The following is a 14,718-nucleotide window of genomic DNA, read 5'->3' on the forward strand; positions in this document are numbered from 1 at the left end:
GCCGCCAACGGCATGGCCGCCCGCGCGGCTTGACTCGCGCAGGGGGAAAAATCCGTCGCGCAAAGCACCGGCCCCTCGTTCGACATGGACTTCGATCGCCGGGAAGAAAGGGTTCGAGTTTTCACGAAAGGAGCATGCCTGGATCGCCTGGATTCCGCGCCGCGCCCGTTGCCCGTTGCTCAACACCTTTTGCCCTCTCCTGGGCAAGATTCGCTTGATGTCAGGCAAAGCAGGGAAGGCCGGGGCAGCGAAAACCGCGGCAGAGTTGAGCATTGATCGCTACGGAAGCTTCCTCGACGTGCGCCGAACCTGCCTCATTGAACCCGGTGCGGCACGCGTGCGCGCATTTCGGAAACCCCTGTCCACCCCGGTCGCAACCTTCCCCCGGTCACGCGTTTTGTTGTTCCGGGTGCGCCGCGGTGTACGCCTTGATTCAGGAACATGGCCTCGACGACTATTACCGGCTCAAGGATCGCCGCGGCGTCCCTGCGCCGCAAAGGGGGGAAGCAGGCCGCTTCGATTTCCTCAATCAACCTGAGGTTCTGCGGCAATGGGCGGACTACGTCGATCCCGGCCGCGTCCGGGTCACGATGCGATTGCCGGCGATTCATTGCATCGCCTGCTTGTGGCTGCTGGAAAACCTGGGCCGCCTTCACCCCGGCATCCTGACCTCGCGCGTCGAGTTCGCCCGCAAGGAATTGTCGGTCGATTTCGATCCTGCGAAGTTGTCCTGTTCCCAACTCGCCTCGCTGCTCGTTTCCCTGGGCTACGAACCCGATCTGAGATTCTCCGATGCCGCCGCAAGGAAGACTTCCACAAAGCCTTCGAGCCTGCTCATGCGGCTGGGTCTGGCTGGCTTCGCCTTTGGCAACACCATGCTGTTCAGCCTGGCGGCGTACCTGGGCCTGGATTCCTTCTCGGGACCGGCTTTCCAACAGCTCACGGGCTGGATCAGCCTCGCGCTTTCCGTGCCTGTCGTGACCTACGCGGCCGAGGACTATTGGCGGTCGGCCTGGAACGGATGGCGGCAGCGCGTCATGAACATCGACATTCCCATTGTGGCCGGCCTTGCCGCCCTGTGGTTGCAAAGCACCTATGAATGGTTCTCGAGAACCGGGGAAGGCTATTTCGATTCGCTGGCAGGTCTCGTTTTTTTCCTCCTGTGCGGCCGGTGGTTTCAAAAGCGAACCTATGACAGGATCCACTTCGACCAGGATTACCGTTCGTTCTTCCCGATGTCCGTCAGCCGGTGTGGCCCATCCGAATCCCGAATCGCGCTGAGCGAAGTGCGTGTCGGCGACCGCTTGAAGATTCGAAACGGCGAAATGATCCCCTGCGATGGCCTCCTCCTTTCGAACGCGGCGCACATCGACTACAGCTTCGTCACCGGGGAGTCCGAGCCTCAACGGAAGGACTGGGGAGCATGGCTCTTCGCGGGCGGAAAGCTGGCGGGCTCGGCCATCGAAGTGGAATGCGCCAAGCCTGTCTCCGAAAGCTACCTCACTTCCCTGTGGAACCACGAAACGTTCGCCAAAGTCAAACACGCGCGGCTCAACCCCATCACCGACGCGTACAGCCGCCGATTCACCAGGCTGGTTCTCACCCTTGCCCTCGTGACGGCGGCCTGTTGGGCGCCGTTTTCCCCGGCCATGGCCGTCAAGGCTTTCGTTTCCGTGCTGATCGTCGCCTGTCCTTGCGCACTGGCCCTGGCCGCTCCCTTTGTCTTTGGCACGGCGGTGCGCGCCCTCCACGCCCGCGGCTGGCACTTGAAAAACGGAACCGTTCTCGAATCACTCGCCCTCATCGATAGTCTGGTGTTCGACAAGACCGGCACGCTCACCGCGACCGGCGTGTCCCCGGTGCGCTGGATCGGCCCACCGCTGACCCGCGACGAATCCCAACGGATCCGATCCCTCGCCGAACAATCGCTTCACCCCCTCTCCATTCAGATCACCCGATTCCTCGCGAACGATTCGGAACCGGTGATCCTCGGGAATTACCGCGAGATTCAAGGCTGCGGCATCGAAGGCACCGTGGATGCGCTTCCCGTCGCCCTGGGATCGCGACGTTGGATCATGGACGCACTGACCCGCGAGAGGTCCGCCAGCCTGGCCGCGATGAACGAGGTGGGTGGCTCGTCCCTGGACCATGAAGTCCATGTGCTGATGGGGGGCGCTTACCGCGGCGCCTTCGTCATGGAAGCCCATCGGGCGCCCGGTCTTCAGGATCTGTTTCGCCGCCTCGAACCACGCTACGCTCTGGGCCTTCTCAGCGGAGATCAAGACCGGGAGCGTGAGTTGTTTGCCCGGCTTCTCGGCCCCCGCGCCGAACTGCGTTTCAGTCAGAGTCCCTTCGACAAGCTCGAATTCATCGCGTCTTGGCACCAGCTCGGTCGAAAGGTTTTGTTCGCCGGCGATGGTTTGAACGACGCCGGCGCCTTGAAGCAGGCCGAGGTCGGTTTGGCCGTGACCCAGGAGTCCGGTGCCTTCTGTCCGGCCAGTGACATGATCGCGGACCGCCGCCAACTCCAACACCTCGACCACCTCCTCACGTTCGCGCGGCAAAGCATCCGGATCATCCGGCAAGCCTTCGCCATTTCCGCTCTCTACAACGCGGTGGTCATCGCCATCGCGGCCTCCGGCCAGCTCTCTCCTGTGGTTTGCGCGATCCTGATGCCGTTGAGCTCGATCACCGTGGCCGCCTTTGCCGCGTCACGCACAGCTTGGGCGGCGAAGATCATTCCTGAGGCCACGGAGATCGGAAAGGCCGGCGTCGAAACACCCTTGCTCAATCCCCTGCGCGCATGAGTGTCTTGTTGTTCCTCATCCCCTTGAGCGTGTTGTTCGCCGCGGGATTCTTTGCCGCCTTCCTCTGGTCGGTGAAAAGCGGACAATACCGTGACACCGTTACTCCACCGCTCCGGGTCCTGCTCGAAGAGACAAACGTGCCCAAAAGAAAGCAAGAGAAGAGTAGTTCCAGCCGGCGCCAGCCTCAAACATAGCAACGCATGAAACAGCATACCTTCCCCAAGCCATGAGTGTGGAAACGTTCCGCTACGACAACCGCATCGTCCGCGCCTTCGCCATCGCCACCGTGGTCTGGGGCATGGTGGGTTTCAGCGCCGGACTGCTCATCGCCTGCCAGCTCTTCTGGCCCGGTCTGAATCTGAATCTCGAGTTCACCACCTTCGGACGCTTGAGGCCCTTGCACACCAACGCCGTGATTTTTGCCTTCGTCGGCAACGGCATGTTCACCGGCATCTATTATTCGCTTCAGCGCTTGTGCAAATGCCGCATGTTCAGCGATCACCTGAGCTGGATCAATTTCTGGGGCTGGCAGGCCATCATCGTGGGAGCCGCCGTCACGCTCCCCCTGGGCCTCACCTCCAGCAAGGAGTACGCGGAACTCGAATGGCCCATCGACATCGCCATTGCCGCCGTCTGGGTCGTGTTCAGCGTGAACCTCCTCGGAACCATTCTCAAACGCCGGGAGTCCCACCTCTACGTCGCCATCTAGTTCTACATCGCGCCCGCCGTCACGGTCGCCATGCTGCATATCGTCAACTCCCTCGCCATCCCCGCCGGTCTTTTCAAAAGCTACTCCGTCTTCGCCGGAGTGCAGGACGCCCTCGTCCAATGGTGGTACGCCCACAACGCCGTGGCCTTCTTCCTCACGACCCCTTACCTCGGACTGATGTACTATTTCCTGCCCAAGGCGGCGGATCGACCGGTGTTCAGCTACCGTCTCTCGATCATCCATTTCTGGGCGCTGATCTTCATCTACATTTGGGCCGGCCCCCATCACCTCATCTACACCGCCCTGCCCGATTGGGCGCAATCGCTCGGCATGGTGTTCAGCCTCATGCTCATCGCTCCCAGTTGGGGGGGCATGCTGAACGGACTGCTCACGCTGCGCGGCGCCTGGCACAAACTCCGCGAGGAACCCATGCTCAAATTCATGGTCGTCGCCGTCACCGCCTACGGTATGGCCACCCTCGAGGGTCCGATGATGTCGATCAAATCAGTCAACGCCCTCTCCCATTACACCGATTGGACCGTCGCCCACGTGCATACGGGCGCCCTTGGTTGGAACGGGTTCTTCACCTTCTCCATGCTCTACTGGCTGTTCCCGCGTCTTTACCAGACCAAGTTGTGGTCCCTCAAACTCGCCAACTGGCACTTCTGGACATCCATCCTCGGCATGATGTTCTACGTGGTGCCCATGTATTGGAGCGGCGTGACGCAAGGTCTGCTGTGGAAGCAATTCACGAACGAGGGGTTCATGCAATATCCCAACTTCCTCGAAACCGTGCTGCAGTTGATCCCGATGTACCGGCTGCGCGCCCTCGGCGGCACGCTCTACATCCTCGGCGCCGCCATCATGTGCTACAACCTCTGGCGAACCGCCCGAAGCGGCCAGTTTCTCCCCGAACAAGAGGCCCAAGCAGCCCCCCGCCCCGTCGAGACTCCAGCGCAAGCCGGCACCGGCGAACACGCTCATCCTTATCGCCATCGCTGGCTGGAAGCGAGACCCCTCACCCTGACGGCCCTCGCCCTCGTCGCCGTGGCCATCGGCGGCCTGGTCGAAATCATCCCGCTCTACCTCATCAAGGAGAATGTCCCCACCCTCTCCTCCGTGAAACCCTACACCCCGCTCGAAGTCCTCGGACGCGATCTCTATATCCGGGAAGGCTGCGTGGGATGCCACTCGCAAATGATCCGCCCCTTCCGCGGCGAAACCGAACGTTACGGCGAATATTCCAAGGCCGGCGAATTCGTCTATGATCATCCCTTCCTGTGGGGTTCCAAGCGAACCGGACCCGATCTCCACCGCATCGGCGGGAAATACCCGGACGCTTGGCATTACAACCACATGGACGACCCGCAATCCACCTCCCCCGGATCGATCATGCCGGGTTATCCGTGGCTCCTGACGAAAAACATGGACACCAACTCTCTGCCGTCCCGACTCAAAGCTCTGCGCAAAGTCGGGGTTCCCTATCCCTCCGGATACGAACACGGCCCGGCGCAAAAAGAATTATCGGATCAAGCAGCCAGGATCGTGGCCAATCTCAAACAAGGCATGATTACCAATGTCCCGCCTCAACGGGAAATCATCGCCCTGATCGCCTACCTCCAAAGGCTCGGCACCGATATCAAGCCCGCCGCCACGGCGCCCGCTTCCATCCCCGTCGCAGCCCGCTAACCCCTCATCCCACGCTTGTCATGATCAAAAACATCCTCGTCCATATCGGTGGCATTGGCGGTTTCGGAGTGATCTCGATCGCCCTCTTCTTCGCCGTGTTCCTCGGAGCCGTTCTCCACGCGCTTTCCATGAAGTCCACCCGCGCTCACCAGGCCAGCTTGCTCCCCATGCAAGACGGCGACCCCTCCACCCCTCAACCCGAAACCTCCCATGAGTAAGGATCCCCAAGAAGCACCGTTGCTCGAAGGGCATGACGCGGACGGCATCAGAGAGCTCGACAACCTCCTGCCCCGCTGGTGGGTCTGGCTCTTTTACGGCACGATCATCTTCTCCGCCCTTTACCTCCTCTATTTCCACGTGCTGAAAGCCGGAGACTTGCAGGCCGCTGCCTACGAAAAGGAATCCGCCGCGGGCGAGAAGATCAAGGCCGAGGCCGTCGCCCGTTTCGAAACCTCCATCGGCAGCCTCACCCCATCCCGGGAACAGTCCACGCTCTCGGCGGGACAGCAAACCTACATCACTCTCTGCGCTCCATGCCATCGCCCTGATGGTGGCGGATTGGTCGGTCCCAACCTTTGCGACGATTACTGGATCCATGGATCGAACTATGTGGACAGCATCAAAGTGATCCTCAACGGCGTGCCCGCCAAAGGCATGCTCAGTTGGCGGGGGCTGCTCAAGCCCTCCGAAGTTCAAGCCGTGGCCAGCTACATTCATACCTTCCGCGGCACATCCCCTCCAAACCCCAAGCCGAGGGAAGACCAAACCCCCGCCGCCCCCGACAAACCGAACGAATTCGAATAGCGTCTCCACTCCCGCCAAACCGCCCGCTGTCCATGACGCAACCCCCGCCCGCAAACGAACACCCTCCCGCGGATCCGTCCCCTCCACCATCGGTCGCGCAGGAGATCAATTGGGAAGATTACCGCGATCACCTGGCCACGGCGGACAAAGAAGGCCATCGTCGCTGGCTGTTTCCGCGCAAACCCTCCGGCACCTGGCACCAGCGTCGGCTCTGGTTGAGCTGGATCTTGCTGGCCGTGATGTTCGCCGGGCCCTTCATCACCATCGAAGGCAACCCGCTCCTGATGATCAATATCGTGGAGCGCCGGTTCAGCATCCTCGGCCGCATTTTCTGGCCGCAGGACGCCGTCCTCTTCGCCGTCGCCATGCTCGTGTTTCTCACCGGCATCATCCTGTTCACCACCGCGTTCGGACGTCTCTGGTGCGGCTGGACCTGCCCGCAAACGGTCCTCATGGAAATGGTGTTGCGCAAAATCGAGTATGCCATCGAAGGGGACGCCGCCGCCCAACGCCAATTGGCCGAATCGCCATGGAACCGGGAAAAGATTCTCAAGCGGACCGCCAAGCACGGGGTTTTCCTCGCCCTCTCGTTCCTCATCGGCAACACCCTTCTGGCTTACATCATCGGACTCGACGCCCTGGTCCGCATCGTGACGGACCCACCCTCGCAACATCTCACCGGGCTGGCGTTCATGACCCTCTTCACACTCCTGTTCTACTCCATCTTCGCCCGCTTCCGCGAACAAGCCTGCATCTTCATTTGTCCTTACGGACGCTTCCAATCGACCATCCTCGACGAAAACACCCTCGTCGTCGCCTATGACCATCGTCGGGGAGAAAAACGCGCCCATCTCAAACCTTCCCAAAACGCCGCCGAACGCGCGACCTCGGGACTTGGAGATTGTGTCGATTGCCGGGCCTGCATCGCCGTCTGTCCCACCGGCATCGATATCCGCAACGGCACCCAGATGGAATGCGTCAATTGCACCGCCTGCATCGACGCCTGCGACCACATCATGGATAAAACCGGACGTCCCCGCGGCCTCGTGAGATTGAGCTCGCTGAACAACATCGAACGTCAACTGCCCCAGCGCTTCACACCCCGTATGGGAGTTTATGCCGCCGTGCTCGTCGCGCTCATCGGCCTCTTTCTCTTCCTGGTCCTCACCCGCGCCGACACCCAAACCACCATCCTGCGCGCCACCGGATCCCTGCCTCAATTCTCCGCGCAGGGGCAGGTGGATAATCTCTTCACCGTGAAAATCCTCAACAAAACGAACCGCGACATCCCGGTCGAATTCCGGCTCGAGCAACCCGCCGGAACCCTCCGCCTCATGAGCGGATCTCCCCTGCGCGTTCCCGCCACCAAGCTGGCCCAATCCTCCCCTCTCATCGAATTGGATCGCGGACAGCTCAGCGGCCATTCCACCCCGGTTCGCATCGGTGTTTTCGGCACGTCCGGACGCAAGCTCGAGACGATCAACACCAAATTCCTCGGACCCAGGTCATGAATCCCTCCCCTTGCGCCGCCGACAAACTATGGCCCCGGGCCCTGGTCATTTTCTTCGCGTGCTTCATCTCCGCCATCATCGCCTTCAGCACTTGGGCTCTCCGACAACGCGTCGATCTGGTGCGTCCGGATTACTACGAGGCCGAGATCCAGCATCAGCAGCATCTCGATCGAGCATCGCGCGCGCTGGCGTCCGGGCAGCCGGACGTTCTCCTCAACGCCGTCCTTCACCGGGTCGAGATCACCCTCCCAGCCCATCCCAGCCAACTCCCCGCCACCCAGGGCCAAGCGCACTTCTACCGCCCCGACGATTCCCGACTGGACCGCCGGATGGCCTTGCCACTCCAGTCCGAGGGCACCATTGCCTACCCTGCTCATGACCTGAAACCGGGACTCTGGAAAGTCCATTTGGAATAGAAACGCGATGGGATTGAATTCGCCTCCACTCACTCGCTGGTCGTTCCCGCAACGCCACCCGCCATGCCATGATCATCACCGCTCTGGCGTTGGGGTTCTTCGGCAGCCTGCACTGCGCCGGCATGTGCGGCCCGCTGGTGCTGGCCATGGGAGCGCCCCGCACCCCAAACGGGGAAGCCTGGCGCGGCAAACTCATTTACCACGGCGGACGCCTCATCACCTACGTCCTCCTCGGTTTGCTCCTCGGCCTCCTCGGCCATGGAGTCTCCATGGCGGGCCTTCAGCAATGGACCTCCCTGAGTGTCGGCAGCACCATGCTCCTCGCCGCATGGCTGCCCTACCGGTGGACTGCCCAAAACCGCTGGACTCGAAGGTTGCCGTCGCCTCATCAAATTGCGGCCGGCTGGCTGGGAAATCCGTCGCCACGCGCACGGTTCCGATTTGGGATGCTCAACGGCTTCTTGCCATGCGGATTGGTCTATGCCGCCTGCGCGGGCGCGGTCGCCAGTCAGGAAAACCCCTGGCGGGGCGCCCTCTACATGCTCTCGTTCGGCGCCGGCACCCTGCCGATGATGCTCGCACTGGGGGTGGTCTGGCCACGCCTGAGCCTCGTGGCTAAAACGTATTCAACCCGCTGGGTCCCCGCCACGCTCGCCATCGTTGGGGCATTGCTCATCCTGCGCGGACTCGATCTCGGCATCCCCTACCTCAGTCCAGCCCTCACAGCAACCGGAGTCCAGGGCGGCGTGAACTGCCATTGACGTGCCTCCAGAGGTTGTCGGTGACCGGATTGTCTTGGTCACGCAGACAGCCCAGCCTGCGGGGCGACGAAGAAAACCAGGCGCGTGGAGAGCAGGGCAGGGCCTCGTTCTTCACCCGCCGGGCCGACGGGCCGACGGGCCGTCGGCGATACGGCAGGCTGGGCCGCCTGCGCCACCCGACAGACCACTGCGGGATGCACGGCCGGACGACGGCGTTACGAATATCCTGTTGACCCGACAAAAGTAGATGCTACTTCTTCCCCTGACTCTGAGACATGGTGATTCACGAGAAACCATGTGGACACGCTGTTGGATGGGAGATCCAGGCATGGCATGGTGATTGAAAAAGGGCCGGCCGGCCGCTCAAACCGCGCGAAGAGAGGGTAGTCCACGGAAAACTCCCGGTTGAACGAGAGCCCAAGGGACTTTGACTCGACCCGTTCGATCCATCGCTCGCCATCCGCCCACGTACGTCTGGCGTGGCTCGATGCTCACGGAACACAGACCGAGTTCAACCCAAAGAACGAATGGACCATGATGAAACCGGTATTCGCAAGACTGTTCAAGCCGACGCTTCTCCTCCCACTCGCCCTGTTTTGCTGGGCGCTCTGGGCACAGGCCCAACCCGCCACCCGCGCCCCCGCACCGTCCGCGCCCGCCGGCGTGGAGGCGGCCGCAGCCGCGAAAAGTGCGCCGAACGTGTGGCTCACGTTCGGCCTCGACCGCGTGGCCCCGCTGCGTTACGCGCCGTTCGCCGACATCCCGCTCTGGCAATACCTCAGTTCGCTCATCTACATCCTTCTGGCGTTCTACTTCTCCCGATTGCTGGACGGTTTCATCACCGGGCGGGCGAAGAAATGGGCGAAGAAAACCACCACCCAATTTGACGATCTGGTGGTGGAAATGTTGCGCGGCCCGGTGCGGATCGTCACCTTCGTCATCCTGCTCCACATCGGGATGCAGGTCTATTCCTGGCCCGCGGTGCTGGAGGACTTCTTTTCCAAGGCACTCAAAATCATCGTTGCCGTTTCGATCACCTACGTGCTGCTCAAGTCCGTGGACGCGGCGATGCGCGCCTGGCGCGATCGGGCGACCACGCCGGAGAACGAGCAGTTCAGCAAACAGTTGCTCCCGCTCATCAGCAAGAGCCTGAAAGTCTTCGTCGTCACCGTCGCCATTCTGGTCACCTCGCAGAACCTCGGCCTCAATGTGACCGGCCTCATCGCCTCGCTCTCCATTGGCGGCCTGGCCGTTGGGTTGGCAGCACAGGACACCCTGGCCAATCTGTTTGGTGCCGTGGCGGTGCTGGTGGACAAGCCCTTCAAGGTCGGCGACCGCATCCAGCTTGATACCGTGGATGGCACGGTCGAAAGCATCGGCTTCCGCAGCACGCGGGTTCGCAGTCTCGACGGCCATCTCGTCACCGTTCCGAACAAAACGATGGGCAATGCCACCATCACCAACGTCACGGCACGCTCGAACATCAAAACCATGATGAACATCGGCATCACCTACGACACGCCGCCGGAGCGCGTGAAACGTGCGTTGCAAATCCTGGAGGAAGTCTTTCGCGGTCATCCCAAGACCAGCGACCTCCTCATCAGTTTCAACAAGTTTGAGAGCTCCTCTCTCAACATCCTCGTCGTCCATTGGTGGGGCGATACCGACTACAATGCTTATCTCGGCGGCATTCAGCAAATGAACCTGAACCTCAAGGAACGCTTCGACGCCGAGAGGATCGAGTTCGCTTTCCCCACCCAGACGCTCTACGTTAAACAGGATTCCAAAGCGCCGGCGGCGGCTTGAGAAAACAGGGGCGCCAGCGGGCATCATGCAGCCAGTCCCGCCTCCCGCCCCATGAAACGCATGAAGAAAAACAAGGACTCCCGAACGAAGCCCCAACCGGCCGGAAGAGGTGCCGCCCGCCAAGCCCATGTCACCGTCGTCATTCCGGTGCTCAACGAGTCGCGCACGATCGGCAACGTCGTGAAGTTCGCCTTGCGCGACCCGTGCGTCGCCGAAGTCCTGGTGGTGGATGACGGTTCGATTGACGGCACGCCCGAACGGGCCGAACGCGCCGGGGCGCGCATCCTCACCAGTTCCCTGCTCGGCAAAGGCGCTTCGATGGAAGACGGTCTGCAAGCGGCGCAGACCGAATTCCTTCTCTATCTGGATGGCGACCTGCATGGGCTGCGCTCCGACCTGATTCGGCGGATGACCCGCCCGCTCGTTGCCGGCGCAGCCGACTTTGTGAAGGCGAAATTTGCCCGCCGTGCCGGACGCGTGACCGCGTTGACCGCCAAGCCCCTGCTGCGACCTATTTTCCCGAACTGTCGGAGTTTGCCCAGCCTTTAGGCGGCATCATCGCGGCGCCGCGGGAGCTGTTGCGGCGCCTCCGCTTTGAGAATGACTATGGCGTGGATGTCGGCCTGCTGATTGACGCGGCGGCGGCCCGAGCCCGCATCATCGAGGTGGAGATTGGCCGCCTTGAACACAAGAGTCACTCGCTCGAGGCCCTCGGCGAAATGGCGACGCAAGTCGCGCGCACGATTCTGGAGCGGGCCGCCGAATGGGGGCGGCTGCGCGTGAGCTATGTGCGCAAATCGAAGGAGCAAGACCGTCTCCGCCGGACGGACTTTCGCCATTCCCTCAGCATGATGAAACGGACGGAAAAGCTCGCGCTTTTTGACATGGACGGCACGCTCCTCAACGGTCGCTTCGTGCTGGAACTGGCCCACCAGACCAGACGCATGGAATTACTGAATCCTCTCCTCGACAACTTCACGCTTGATGCCGCCGAGCGCACTCGCCGCATCGCCGCCATTTTCACTGGACTGCCGAGGACGACCATCGAGCGCGTCGCCAGAGAGGTGCCGCTGATGCCCGGTGCGGTGGAGACCGTCGTGGGCCTGCGCAAGGCCGGCTACCTGGTGGGCGTCGTAACCGACAGCTACCGTATCGCAGCCGAAACGGTGCGGCGACGCGTCTTTGCGGATTTCGTCATCAGCCACGTCATGAAGTTTCAGCGGGAGAAGGCCACCGGACGGCTCACGTTGTCGCCCGCCATGCGCCATCCGTCCGGCTGCAAGGAACATCGACTCTGCAAACTCCATGTCCTTCAGCACCTGCTGGAGGAACTGGGCATCACAGCCGACAAAGTGCTCGCCGTGGGAGACAGCGACAACGACATCTGCCTCTTGCGGGAAGCGGGGGTATCGGTCGCCTTTCAACCCAAGTCGCCTGCCGTACGGAATGCCGCCAAACACGTCGTGAACGATGATCTTCGCGGCGTGCTGGGGCTGCTCGGCGAACCCTTGTCGAGGCAGCCGGAAATTCGCGCCTTCGCACCCGCCCTGACCTGACTCGGCCGGGCTCTGCTTCCGATGACGTTTGGATTCCTTCGTTGGTTGCACCGCCGGGGCGTATCCCGCGGCAGATTGCGCGATACCTGGCTGCATCGTGTGTTGGGCGACCGCCTTTTCAGCAAAGACCTTTGGGCGTTCCGCCGCGACGCGGTCGCGCGCGGCTGGTTCATCGGTGCAGTGGTCGCCGCCACACCGCTGCTGGGAGTGCAACTGCTGCTGGGCCTGCCGCTGGCGCTCTTGGGCCGCGCAAACCTGTTGGTCGTCATCGCCTTGATCTTCACCACCAACCCGGTCACCGCGGGATTGTTTTATCCTTTTGCATTCCTCGTCGGTTGCCGTGTCATGGGCCGCCCGGTCAACGACTTTCACTGGGACAACACGCCGGTTTGGCACGCCGGCGGACCCCTGTTTCTGGGCTGCGCGGTCATTGGACTCGTGGTCGGCCTCACCGGCTACATCCTGCTTCGTCTTCTCTGGCGCGAAAGGACTTCGCCCGCTAAAGGAAGCGGCGAAATCTGAACCCCTCGATGATGACCGGCATCCTGCTTCTCGTTGCCGGCCTGGCGCTGATTATCAAGGGCGGCGATTTGTTTGTCTCGGCCGCCGTGCGCCTCGCCGAGATGCTGCGCATGCCGCGCGTCGTCATCGGCGGGACGCTGGTCAGTCTCGCCACCACATCACCGGAAATGGTGGTCTCCATCATGGCCGGGCTGAAGGGCGAGTCCGGCTTGGCCGTGGGCAATGCCGTCGGCTCGTGCATCTGCAACATCGCGCTCATCCTCGGCGTCACGGCAGCTCTCAAGCAGGTGGACGTGCATCCGCGTGCGCTTCGCACCCCGCTCATCGGGATGTTTTTCTTCGGAATCGTGTTGCTTCTGATGACGTTCGACCTGGTGCTGCAACGCTGGCAGGGTGCGCTGCTGCTCACCGGCGGCGCGGCTTACTTCTCGTGGGACTTCTGGAAACACTGGCGGGACAAAAAACCGGAACATGTGACCGAAGCAAAGGCCATTGTGCACGAAGTCGCTCCGACGCGTTGGACCTGGTTCCAAACCAAACCGGGCACGGCGCTGCAGTTTCTCTTCGGCGCGGCCATCGTGATCTTCGGGAGCAAATTGCTGGTGGATTCAGCGGTGGGCATCGCCCATCAACTCGGCGTGCCGTCCATCATCGTCGGATTGACGGTTCTGGCGGTGGGTACGTCACTGCCGAAACTGGTCACGGCGATCAGTTCTTCCAGGAAGAATGTTTCGGATCTTTCCGTGGGCAATGTGATCGGCGCCAATATCGCCAACCTGACGCTGATCGTCGGCACGGCGTCGGCCATCCGCGAAGTGACGATGGACCGGCTGACACAGCGCTTCAACTTCCCGGCCATGCTCGTCACCATGGTCCTGATGCTCTGGATGATGAAGACGGACAAGCGGCTGAGCCAACGCGAAGGTGCCATCCTGTTGGTGTTCTACAGTGTCTACCTCATTACCCTGGCGGGGATCATGATGTGGCAGCGGCGTCAGGGAGGCTGAAGGGCGTGTCTTCAAAAGGGCAGGGCAGATTCAACGGGCAAGGGTGCCGCCAGGGCGAAGGCGTCCACCCAGCGCGGACCATGGAACGGGAGGAGATCGCCGCGGCCGATGGGCGCGAGCGGAAGCGCCGTGAACGGCGCGTCCCGACAACTTGCGGATGCACCGTCGTGCGCGGTGCCATCGAACGAAGACTTGAATCCAGAGGAGGAGGCCAGCTAAAATTTCACGCCTTTCCCCGACAACCATGAAACCGACGCGTCCCCCCCTGCCTGCCATCGACCGCCCCCCTGCCCCGACGATGCGCGGACGATCCGTCCCCACGTCCCCGGCCAAGTGGTTCAACCGGTGCATCGGGTTGTTCTGCCTGAGCCTGGCCTGGCAGTCGCCCGCCGCGACCGCAGCCGACGGACCAGGGAGTCCGGAACAACGCCGGGCGGAGCTCATGGCCAAGCACGACCGAAACGGCGACGGCCGACTTGACGCGACCGAGCGGGAATCCCTGCGGCTGGAGCGCAAGCAGCGAGGCGGCAGCAGCGGCGGCTCTCAGGTGCCGGCGGATGTCCTCGCGGACTACGACACCAACAAAGACGGCGCCATGGACGAGAGCGAGTGGGCTCGGGCACGCATCGCGGAGCAGGCCATCCTGACGCGAGAACACGATCGCGACGGCAACGGCAAACTTGGCGCCGACGAGGTCGAAGCGATGATGGTCGTCATCCGCACCAAACCCACCCGTTATGCCCGCGACTACTTCGCCTACATGATCAAGTACGACAAGAACGGCAGCGGCGGCTTCGACGGCGACGAGTATCCCACCGCCCAGGGCGAAGAAGCGGCATGGACGCTGAAGCGTTACGATGCCGATGGCAATGGCGAACTCTCCAAGGAGGAGAAGGCGAAACTGCAGGCGGACCTTGGCCTCGAGTTGCATGGCTTCTATCTGCGCTTTGCCCGAGAGTTGGTGGGCGGGGGACGCGGCGGCCGGGACGGGGGCGCCTTCATGGTGAAGCAGCAGGAACTGCTGAAGTTCGACACCGACGGCGACGGCCTGGCCAGCGCCGGGGAGTTGCGGCTCATCCGCCAACAACAACCCACCGCGCCGTAATCCTCATCAACCACGGACCGCCCAA

The 14,718-nt window shown here is 62.1% G+C and carries 13 protein-coding genes and 1 pseudogene; all 14 read left to right on the forward strand.

From position 1 onward, the window contains the following. The first annotated feature begins 272 nt into the window (after positions 1–272). Entirely contained in the window at positions 273–2,807 is a 2,535-nt protein-coding gene (locus FJ404_12725; protein ID MBM3823729.1) for an HAD-IC family P-type ATPase, read from the forward strand. Then, positions 2,804–3,001, forward strand: coding sequence for a cbb3-type cytochrome oxidase assembly protein CcoS (ccoS, locus tag FJ404_12730; protein MBM3823730.1), 198 nt, complete (start codon positions 2,804–2,806; stop codon positions 2,999–3,001). Before FJ404_12725 ends, ccoS begins: the two co-directional genes overlap by 4 nt. A gap of 32 nt (positions 3,002–3,033) precedes the next feature. Further along, positions 3,034–5,205: pseudogene (gene ccoN, locus FJ404_12735) on the forward strand (cytochrome-c oxidase, cbb3-type subunit I). A gap of 20 nt (positions 5,206–5,225) precedes the next feature. Further along, positions 5,226–5,423: a hypothetical protein gene (locus FJ404_12740; GenBank protein MBM3823731.1), complete on the forward strand. Its 198-nt coding sequence runs from the start codon at positions 5,226–5,228 to the stop codon at positions 5,421–5,423. After that, entirely contained in the window at positions 5,416–6,009 is a 594-nt protein-coding gene (locus tag FJ404_12745) for a c-type cytochrome (protein MBM3823732.1), read from the forward strand. Before FJ404_12740 ends, FJ404_12745 begins: the two co-directional genes overlap by 8 nt. A gap of 32 nt (positions 6,010–6,041) precedes the next feature. After that, positions 6,042–7,520: a cytochrome c oxidase accessory protein CcoG gene (ccoG, locus tag FJ404_12750; protein MBM3823733.1), complete on the forward strand. Its 1,479-nt coding sequence runs from the start codon at positions 6,042–6,044 to the stop codon at positions 7,518–7,520. Next, complete coding sequence (locus tag FJ404_12755; GenBank protein ID MBM3823734.1) at positions 7,517–7,936, forward strand: hypothetical protein; 420 nt, start codon at positions 7,517–7,519, stop codon at positions 7,934–7,936. Before ccoG ends, FJ404_12755 begins: the two co-directional genes overlap by 4 nt. A 68-nt stretch (positions 7,937–8,004) precedes the next feature. Further along, positions 8,005–8,697 carry a sulfite exporter TauE/SafE family protein gene (locus tag FJ404_12760; protein ID MBM3823735.1) on the forward strand — a complete coding sequence of 231 codons (693 nt, stop codon included), beginning with the start codon at positions 8,005–8,007 and terminating at the stop codon, positions 8,695–8,697. Positions 8,698–9,231: 534 nt separating this feature from the next. After that, a complete protein-coding gene (locus FJ404_12765; protein ID MBM3823736.1) occupies positions 9,232–10,503 on the forward strand; it encodes a mechanosensitive ion channel family protein in 1,272 nt (423 codons plus the stop codon). A 51-nt stretch (positions 10,504–10,554) separates the two neighbouring features. Next, positions 10,555–11,052 carry a glycosyltransferase gene (locus tag FJ404_12770; protein MBM3823737.1) on the forward strand — a complete coding sequence of 166 codons (498 nt, stop codon included), beginning with the start codon at positions 10,555–10,557 and terminating at the stop codon, positions 11,050–11,052. Positions 11,053–11,114: 62 nt separating this feature from the next. Continuing rightward, a complete protein-coding gene (locus FJ404_12775; GenBank protein MBM3823738.1) occupies positions 11,115–12,059 on the forward strand; it encodes an HAD-IB family phosphatase in 945 nt (314 codons plus the stop codon). 21 nt (positions 12,060–12,080) lie between these two features. Further along, on the forward strand, positions 12,081–12,581 hold the full coding sequence (locus tag FJ404_12780; GenBank protein MBM3823739.1) for a DUF2062 domain-containing protein: 501 nt from the start codon (positions 12,081–12,083) through the stop codon (positions 12,579–12,581). 8 nt (positions 12,582–12,589) lie between these two features. After that, entirely contained in the window at positions 12,590–13,588 is a 999-nt protein-coding gene (locus FJ404_12785; protein ID MBM3823740.1) for a calcium/sodium antiporter, read from the forward strand. 244 nt (positions 13,589–13,832) lie between these two features. After that, on the forward strand, positions 13,833–14,693 hold the full coding sequence (locus tag FJ404_12790) for a hypothetical protein (GenBank protein MBM3823741.1): 861 nt from the start codon (positions 13,833–13,835) through the stop codon (positions 14,691–14,693). Positions 14,694–14,718 lie beyond the last annotated feature (25 nt).

The sequence above is a fragment of the Verrucomicrobiota bacterium genome (genome assembly GCA_016871495.1).
Taxonomy (GTDB): Bacteria; Verrucomicrobiota; Verrucomicrobiia; order Limisphaerales; family VHDF01; genus VHDF01.

Coding starts and splice junctions, on each gene's coding strand:
- ccoS (MBM3823730.1), top strand. CDS start 2,804: ATGAGTGTCTTGTTGTTCCTCATCCCCTTGAGCGTGTTGTTCGCCGCG.
- FJ404_12740 (MBM3823731.1), top strand. CDS start 5,226: ATGATCAAAAACATCCTCGTCCATATCGGTGGCATTGGCGGTTTCGGA.
- FJ404_12745 (MBM3823732.1), top strand. CDS start 5,416: ATGAGTAAGGATCCCCAAGAAGCACCGTTGCTCGAAGGGCATGACGCG.
- ccoG (MBM3823733.1), top strand. CDS start 6,042: ATGACGCAACCCCCGCCCGCAAACGAACACCCTCCCGCGGATCCGTCC.
- FJ404_12755 (MBM3823734.1), top strand. CDS start 7,517: ATGAATCCCTCCCCTTGCGCCGCCGACAAACTATGGCCCCGGGCCCTG.
- FJ404_12760 (MBM3823735.1), top strand. CDS start 8,005: ATGATCATCACCGCTCTGGCGTTGGGGTTCTTCGGCAGCCTGCACTGC.
- FJ404_12765 (MBM3823736.1), top strand. CDS start 9,232: ATGATGAAACCGGTATTCGCAAGACTGTTCAAGCCGACGCTTCTCCTC.
- FJ404_12770 (MBM3823737.1), top strand. CDS start 10,555: ATGAAACGCATGAAGAAAAACAAGGACTCCCGAACGAAGCCCCAACCG.
- FJ404_12780 (MBM3823739.1), top strand. CDS start 12,081: ATGACGTTTGGATTCCTTCGTTGGTTGCACCGCCGGGGCGTATCCCGC.
- FJ404_12785 (MBM3823740.1), top strand. CDS start 12,590: ATGATGACCGGCATCCTGCTTCTCGTTGCCGGCCTGGCGCTGATTATC.
- FJ404_12790 (MBM3823741.1), top strand. CDS start 13,833: ATGAAACCGACGCGTCCCCCCCTGCCTGCCATCGACCGCCCCCCTGCC.